The 7318-nt window shown below is 69.0% G+C and carries 8 protein-coding genes; 5 read left to right on the top strand and 3 right to left on the bottom strand.

Annotated elements, in window-relative coordinates; genetic code table 11:
* A partial coding sequence (locus tag ACXJKR_RS19270) for a hypothetical protein (RefSeq protein ID WP_457324185.1) occupies positions 1-213 on the bottom strand: 213 nt, incomplete at its 3' end.
* A gap of 84 nt (positions 214-297) precedes the next feature.
* On the opposite strand from ACXJKR_RS19270, the gene ACXJKR_RS19265 reads away from it, so the two are divergent.
* The 5 genes from ACXJKR_RS19265 to ACXJKR_RS19245 all read left to right on the top strand — a co-directional run bounded on the left by ACXJKR_RS19265 (position 298) and on the right by ACXJKR_RS19245 (position 5880).
* On the top strand, positions 298-1242 hold the full coding sequence (locus ACXJKR_RS19265; RefSeq protein ID WP_457324184.1) for a bifunctional helix-turn-helix transcriptional regulator/GNAT family N-acetyltransferase: 945 nt from the start codon (positions 298-300) through the stop codon (positions 1240-1242).
* Positions 1243-1398: 156 nt separating this feature from the next.
* Entirely contained in the window at positions 1399-3768 is a 2370-nt protein-coding gene (locus ACXJKR_RS19260) for a putative bifunctional diguanylate cyclase/phosphodiesterase (RefSeq protein ID WP_457324183.1), read from the top strand.
* Entirely contained in the window at positions 3684-4073 is a 390-nt protein-coding gene (locus ACXJKR_RS19255; protein WP_457324182.1) for a YchJ family protein, read from the top strand. Before ACXJKR_RS19260 ends, ACXJKR_RS19255 begins: the two co-directional genes overlap by 85 nt.
* Before the next feature lie 23 nt (positions 4074-4096).
* Positions 4097-4801: a pseudouridine synthase gene (locus ACXJKR_RS19250; RefSeq protein WP_457324181.1), complete on the top strand. Its 705-nt coding sequence runs from the start codon at positions 4097-4099 to the stop codon at positions 4799-4801.
* A gap of 80 nt (positions 4802-4881) precedes the next feature.
* The gene (locus ACXJKR_RS19245; protein WP_457324180.1) at positions 4882-5880 is read left to right on the top strand and encodes a zinc-dependent alcohol dehydrogenase family protein; all 999 of its coding nucleotides are present in this window, start codon (positions 4882-4884) and stop codon (positions 5878-5880) included.
* A gap of 31 nt (positions 5881-5911) precedes the next feature.
* Here the strand turns inward: ACXJKR_RS19245 and ACXJKR_RS19240 are convergent, their stop codons facing one another.
* Both ACXJKR_RS19240 and ACXJKR_RS19235 read right to left on the bottom strand, forming a co-directional pair.
* Complete coding sequence (locus tag ACXJKR_RS19240) at positions 5912-6658, bottom strand: substrate-binding periplasmic protein (protein ID WP_457324179.1); 747 nt, start codon at positions 6656-6658, stop codon at positions 5912-5914.
* A gap of 53 nt (positions 6659-6711) precedes the next feature.
* On the bottom strand, positions 6712-7318 hold a 607-nt coding region (locus ACXJKR_RS19235), incomplete at its 5' end, for a CocE/NonD family hydrolase (RefSeq protein ID WP_457324178.1).

Raw genomic sequence — 7318 nt, 5'->3', positions numbered from 1 at the left:
GCCGTCTGGCGTTCGCCCGCCTTCGACCGCGGCCACGCCCGGCCGGCCCACGCTTTCATCCAGCTCGGTGGAGATGCTGACGTGGCGATGCCCCTGGCGGCGCCTGTCCTCGGCCCAGGCCAGGGCCTGCGTCAGCTCCTTGCTGCTGAAGAACTGGCAGACCGGGGTCGCCTCTTCGCCCTCACCTTCCAGCCAATACACCACGATGCCCAAGCGCGTCTCCGTCTGCGTTGAAGGCCGCAGCGTAGCGGCTCGGCAATTGATTGCCAAAAGCAAGTATTTTGAAGATGATGGCCCATGACCGCCGATCAAGCCCTGGACGTCCGCGCCTTCAATCGCTTCTATACGCGCCGCATCGGCGTGCTGGCGCCGAAGCTGGACAGTGACTTCACGCTGCCGGAGGCCCGGCTGATGTGGGAACTGGCGCATCACGCGCCGATCAGCGCCTCGGCGCTCAGCAAGAGCCTGCAGCTGGACGCTGGCTATATGAGCCGGCTGCTACGCGGATTGAAGAACCGCGGCCTGCTGGCCAGCCAGGCCCATCCCAGCGACGGCCGCCAGACGCTGCTCAAGCTCAGCCCCGCCGGCAAGCGCGCCTTCGTGCCGCTGGACCGCGAGGGCACGGCCAAGGCCCAGGCCATGCTCGCGCCGCTGTCGGCAACACAACGCCACGCGCTGCTGGGCTCGATGTCGCGCATCCAGGCCGTGCTGGAGCCCGACGCCACGGCAGCCGTTGAGCTGCGCTCCCCCCAACCTGGCGACCTGGGCTGGATCGTCGAGCGGCATGGCGCTTTCTACGCCGCCGAGTACGGCCTGGACGTGCGTTTCGAGGCGCTGGTGGCGCGCATCTGCGCCGACTTCGTCGACCGCTTCCAGCCCCAACGCGAGGCCTGCTGGATCGCCGCGCGCGGCACCGAGCGCCTGGGCTGCGTGATGCTCGTGCAGGCACGCGATGAATCTCAAGATGGGGCCACCGGCAAGCCGCGCCCCGGCGTCGCCAAGCTGCGCCTGCTGTTGCTGGAGCCCCATGCGCGGGGCCTCGGCCTGGGCAAGCGCCTGGTTCGCCAGTGCAGCGACTTCGCCCGCGCCGCCGGCTACAAGCGCATCGAGCTGTGGACGCAGAGCGCATTGACCGCCGCCCGCGCCATCTACGCGGCCGAGGGCTACCGGCTGGTGCACAGCGAGCCCTTGAACAGCTTTGGCCAGGACGTCATCAGCGAGAGCTGGGAGCTGACCCTCTAGCGCCTCGCACCAGCCCTGTGCGGGCCGTTGCACACTTGCGGGGCTCCCGACCGCGGCCTCCGCCGCCGCTGTGCGGTTCTGCGCATTCCGGACCGGTCCCGTGCTGGCATGCGATTTGCGCTGTGACCGCCCATGACAAGCAATCGGGAAGTCAGCATGCCGGCCGCATCCACGCAGTTCGGGCCGCCGCGACAACTTCCCGCACCCGTTGCCGCCTGCCCTCAGCACCTGGAACAGGCCGCCGGCTTCGGCCAATGGTGGTACGACCCGCAGACCGGCGTCACCCATCTGTCACCCACGGCGGCCGAATACCTGGAAATGCCGACCCGTTCGGCCAGCGGCCTGGGCGTCTGCCTGGGCCATGTCGTCGAGGACGATCTGCCGGAATTGATCCGGCTCTGGACCGGCGCCCAGCCCCAGCTCCCACTGGATATCCGCGTCATCGGCCTGGCCCGCGGCCTGCGCTGGCTGCGCGTGACGCCACTGCCCCCCGACCCGGCGCACCCTCGCTGGCGCCACGGCCTGCTGCAGGACGTGACCGCCCTCACCCACGCGGCCGTGCGCGAGCGCCTGGGCTATGCGTTGACGGAATACCTGATCGGCACCCACACGCTGGAGGATGCGATCAGCAACGTCATCCAGCTGATCTGCCGCAACCTCGGCTGGGAGTGGGGCGCCTACTGGAACATGGAGGACGGCGGCGGCCGCCTGCATTGCCGGCACTTCTGGCACCAACCCGACGCCCGGCTCGAACAATTCAGCGCGGTGAGCTCGACACTGAAGATGGCGCCCGGCGAGGGCCTGGTCGGCCGTGTCTGGGCCACGGGCAGCGCCGAGTGGGTGGAGGACATGAGCACCGACCCGCGCTTCCTGCGCCGTGGCAGCGCACAGATGTGCGGGCTGTGGTCGGGCTATGTGTTCCCGGTCACCTATGTGTCGGACAACGGCGAACGCCACCGCCCCGGCGTGCTGGAGTTCTACAGCAGCCTGGCCCGCCAGCCCGAGGCCCAGCTGCCCAAGGTCTCGGCCACCATCGGCGCGCTGATCGCCCAGACCGCGCAACGCCTGGAGACCGAGGCTGTCATCCACCGCCTGGCCCAGATCGACGAGATGACCGAGCTGGACAACCGCTCCCACTTCTACGCCCAGCTGAACCGCCATTGCGCGTTGAGCCACCGCCAGGGCCGGCGCTTCGCGCTGATGTTCATCGACCTCGACCGTTTCAAGCCCATCAACGACGCCTTCGGGCACGAGGCCGGCAATGCGGTGCTGCAGGCATTTGCGCAGCGGCTGCGCGAGCTGGCGCCGCCGCCAGCCCGCGTCGGCCGCCTGGGCGGCGACGAGTTTGCGGTGCTGGTGCCTGACAGCGGCGACGAGCAGGCGCTGGCGGCCCTGGCCGATGCCGTGCTTGCCGCCGCCAGCCGCCCCATCAGCTACGAGGGTGTGGCGCTGACCGTGTCCGCCAGCATTGGCGTCAGCCGCTTTCCCGAGAACGGCCAGACCGGCCCCGAGCTGCTGCGCAGCGCCGACGCGGCCATGTACCGCGTCAAGCAGAACGGCCGCAACGGCAGCAATGTCTTCTCGACCAGCAGCCCCGACACCCTGGCCCAGCAGCGCGCCAAGCTGGCGCAGCGCCTGTCCATCGAGACCGAACTGCACGAGGCGCTCCAGGCCGGGCAGCTGCGCCTGGTCTACCAGCCCATCGTCGACATCGCCACCGGCGCCCTGCATGGCGCGGAGGCGCTGATCCGCTGGCACAAGCCCGATGGCACGACGGTGCCGCCGGACGTGTTCATTCCGATCGCCGAGCAGAGCGACCTTATCGTCGACATCGGCCGCTGGGTGCTGGGCCAGGCGCTGCGCGACCTGGCCTCTCTCAAGGGCGGCGCACTGGAGAAGCTCAAGGTCCACGTCAACATGGCGGCGTCCGAGTTCACGAGCAGCGCCCTGCCCGAGATGCTCGGCGCCATGTCGACCGGGCTCGAAGTGCCGGCCTCGCAGGTGGTGCTGGAGCTCACCGAGGGCATGCTGATGCGCCAGCCCGAGCAGGTCAGGCGCGTCATGCACCAGCTGCGCGAGATCGGCTTCGAGATCTCGCTGGATGACTTCGGCATGGGCCATTCGTCGCTGGCCATGCTGAAAAGCCTGCCCATCAGCTCGCTGAAGATCGACCGCAGCTTCGTGCGCGACCTGGCCACGGGCGAGCGTGACCGCGCCATTGCCCAGACCATCGTCGACCTCGGCCGGCACCTGCAGCTTGAGGTCATTGCCGAGGGCATCGAGAACGCAGACCAGCTCGAAGTCCTGGGCCAATGCGGCTGCGCCTTTGGCCAGGGCTATCTGCTCGGCCGGCCCCTGCCTTTGCCAAGGCTCATCGAGTCTTTTCCCGACGGCCGCTCGGCCGCTGATACCCCCGCTAGAGTGCCGGCATGGACACCTCCATGCCCTGCCCCTGCGGTCGCCGTGCCGCCTATGCCGACTGCTGCGGCGCCCTGCACGAGGCCTTTGCGGCTGGCCAGGGCCTGACCGCAGCCACGCCCGAGGCGCTGATGCGCTCGCGCTACTCGGCCTTCGTGCTGGACCTGCGCGACTATCTGCTGGCGAGCTGGCATGCGAGCACGCGGCCTGCCGATCTGGAGGCGCCCGAGCCGGGGCTGAAATGGCTGGGCCTGGACGTGAAGCGCACCGCGATGCCGGACGCCGACCACGGCAGCGTCGAGTTCGTCGCACGCAGCAAGCTCGGCGGCCGGGCGCATCGGCTGCATGAAGTCAGCCGCTTCGTGCGCGAGAACGGTGAGTGGTTCTACGTCGATGGCGACTTGAAAAATTGACTCTGACCCTGCTTTATCAAAAATTGACTCTGACCCTGCTTTATCAGGACGAGCACCTGGTCGCCATCGACAAGCCGGCCGGCCTGCTGGTGCACCGCACCCAGCTCGCGGCCCACGAGGATGAGGCCGCGCTGCAGCTGCTGCGCGACCAGCTCGGCCGCACCGTCTGGCCCGTGCACCGGCTGGACCGCGGCACCTCGGGCGTGCTGCTGTTTGCGCTGTCAACAGAGGTTGCTTCGCTGCTCGGCGCGATGTTCGAGCAGGGGCTGATGGACAAGCGCTATCTCGCTCTTGTGCGCGGCTGGCCCGGTGCTGACGAAGGCCTGGTCGATCACCCGCTGGCGCGCGACCCTGAGCAGCCGTCGGCGGGGCAGACGATGCTGGCGGCGCAGACCCGCTGGCGCGTGCTGGAGCGCATCGAGTGGGCACTGGCCACCGACCCGCGCTTCCCCACCACCCGCGTCGCCCTGCTCGAAGCCGAACCGTTGCAAGGCCGCCGCCATCAGATCCGCCGCCATCTGAAGCACATCGCCCATCCCATCCTCGGCGATGCGACGCATGGCAAGGGGCCGCTCAATCGAGCTGTCGCAGCATTCCTGGGCACACAGCGGCTGTGGCTGCATGCGCGCGAGCTGACTCTGGTTCACCCGGTCACTGGATCGCCTCTGCAACTGCTGGCGCAGCCGGGCGCCACCTGGCCCGGCATTGACAGGGACTGGACAGGTTGAAGCCCCTGTCGCGTCGGCGATGCCACGACGCCCCGGGCGGGCTGAGAATCGACCGTTCCATCCAATAGCAGGAGACCGGCATGACGATCCAGGGCATCAAGGCGCAATACGAACAACGCGGGCCGGTGCCGCAGGACGTCATCGGGGCCCTGCCCTTCGAGCCGCCCGCACCCGGCGCGGGCCAGGCTCTGGTTGCTGTGCTGGCCGCACCCATCAACCCGTCGGACGTGCTGATGCTGACCGGCGGCTACGGCATCCTGCCGCCGCTGCCGGCAGTGGGCGGCAGCGAGGGCGTGGGCCGCGTTGTGGCCGTCGGCGAGGGTGTGACTCATCTGAGTGCGGGCCAGACGGTTCTGCTGCCCGCCGGCAGCGGCACCTGGGCCAGCCATCTCGTCGCCGACGCCAAGCGCCTGGTGCCCCTGCCCGCTGGCGCCGATGCGCAGCAGTTGTCCATGCTGACCGTCAACCCGGCCACGGCCTCGCTGATGCTGTCGGAGTTCGTCACGCTGCAGCCGGGCGACTGGGTCATCCAGAACGTCGCCAACTCGGGCGTGGGCGGCTACCTCACGCAGCTCGCCAAGCTGCGCGGCCTGCGCACCGTCAACATCGTGCGGCGCGAGGGCGCGGCAGCGGTCGTGAAGGCGGACGGCGGCGATGTGGTGCTGGTGGATGGCGACGACCTGGCCAAGCGCGTCAAGGAGGCCGTGTCGGGCGCGCCTATCCGCCTGGGCATCGACGCCGTCGGCGGCAAGGCGACCAACCGGCTGGCGAGTTGCGTCGCCGAGGGCGGCACCGTCGTCAATTACGGGCTGATGAGCGGCGAGCCTTGCGTGGTGTCGCCGCAGTCCTTCGTCTTCAACGACCTGACGCTGCGGGGCTTCTGGCTGGCCAAGTGGTTCCGCGTCGCATCGCGCGAGGCGCAGATGGCGCTTTATGGCGAGCTGACCAAGCTGATCGCCACCGGCCAACTGAAGGCGCGCATCCACGCGACCTATCCCGTCGAGCAAATCAAGGAGGCGATTGCCGCGGCCGCAACCGGCGAGCGCGACGGCAAGATCCTTGTCGTGCCCAGGCATTGAGTCCCCACTGAGCCGCGGCGGACACCGTCCTCTAGCGTCTCGGCACCGAGCCCAGCCAGCGCGCGCGGATGCGCTGCAGCTCACCACGCGACTCCAGGCGTTGGATGGCCTGGTTGAAGGCGCGCAGGTCGGCCTCGGTCAGCGACTTGCGGCTGAGCTTGTAGGTGACGGGGTCGCGCAGCAGGTGGATGGGCAGCTCGATGAGAGGCACGTCGGCGGCGCGCGCAGCAAAGGCGATGGCGACGCTGTCACCGAGCAGCACGTCGCCGCGGCCGATCTGCATCAGCTGCACGCCCTTGGCGTACTCCTCGAACCAGGTCAGCAGGCCATGGGCCTTGAAGTCGTTGATGATGGGCACCAGGGCCGGCCCGCGGTGGGTAACGAGGCGCAGGTTGGCGCGCAGCAGTTCATCCAGCGAATGCACGTCCATTCGAGCCTCGTCGGCACGCATGAACACGCCCAGCACCTCGTCGCGATAGGCGCGCGTGTACCAGGCGGCGTCAGAGCGCGGCGTCGCAGCGATCAGCACATCGAGTTCCCCCGCGAGCAGCATGGGCAGGCGGCGGTTGCGCGGCACTTCGCGCACATAGCTGACGCGGCAGCCGGCCTCCTTGGCCACGGCGGCCAGCAACTCGGTCTCCAGGCCGGTGTGATGGCCGTCGGCCATGAAGGAATAGGGCCGCCAGTCCTCAAAGGGCACGCGCAACGGCCGCGTGCAGGCCGCCTGGGCCAGCAGCGGCGTGAACAGCATCAGCGCAAGCAGCAGTCGTCGGAACATCTCGGCTCTGGTCCTTGGCGGCTAGCGACTGAGGATAGTCCCGCACGGTGGCATCAGTGCGGCTCCAGCACCCTGATGTCCAGCCCCGAGGCCTGGCCGCGCCAGCGGTAGAGCTTCTGCGTCGCGGCCTGGAAGTCCTCGGGCTTCGCGCTGCGGATGGGCACGAAGGTCTGCGGGTTGCGATCGATGAGCGGGAACCAGCTGCTCTGAACCTGCACCATGATGCGGTGGCCGCGGCGAAAGCTGTGGTTGATGTCCTGCAGCCCAACGCGCAGCTCTTCGACGCGGCCCGGCACCATGGCCTCGGGCGCCTCGAAGCTGTTGCGAAAGCGCCCGCGCAACGGGTCGCCGCGCACCAGCTGCTGGTAGCCACCGAGCGGTGCCTCGGGCGGTTCGACGTCCTCGGTGCGCGGCTTGCGCTTCTTCGCGGCCTCCTCCTCCAGTTCGGCGGGGTAGACGTCGATGAGCTTGACGACCCAGTCGGCGTCGCTGCCCGTCGTCGAGGCGAACAGGCGCGCGACGATGGGGCCGACGATGGTGATGTCCTCCTCCAGCACGTCGCTGCGGAAGGTCAGCACGTCCGGCCGGGTGGCCGCAAAGCGCTGGTCGCTGACCATGTATTCCTGCGGCACGCCCAAGCTCGCATAGCCGATGTAGGGC

The organism is Roseateles sp. P5_E11, from assembly GCF_054049355.1.
This window is presented reverse-complemented; position numbering and strand designations above follow the sequence as displayed.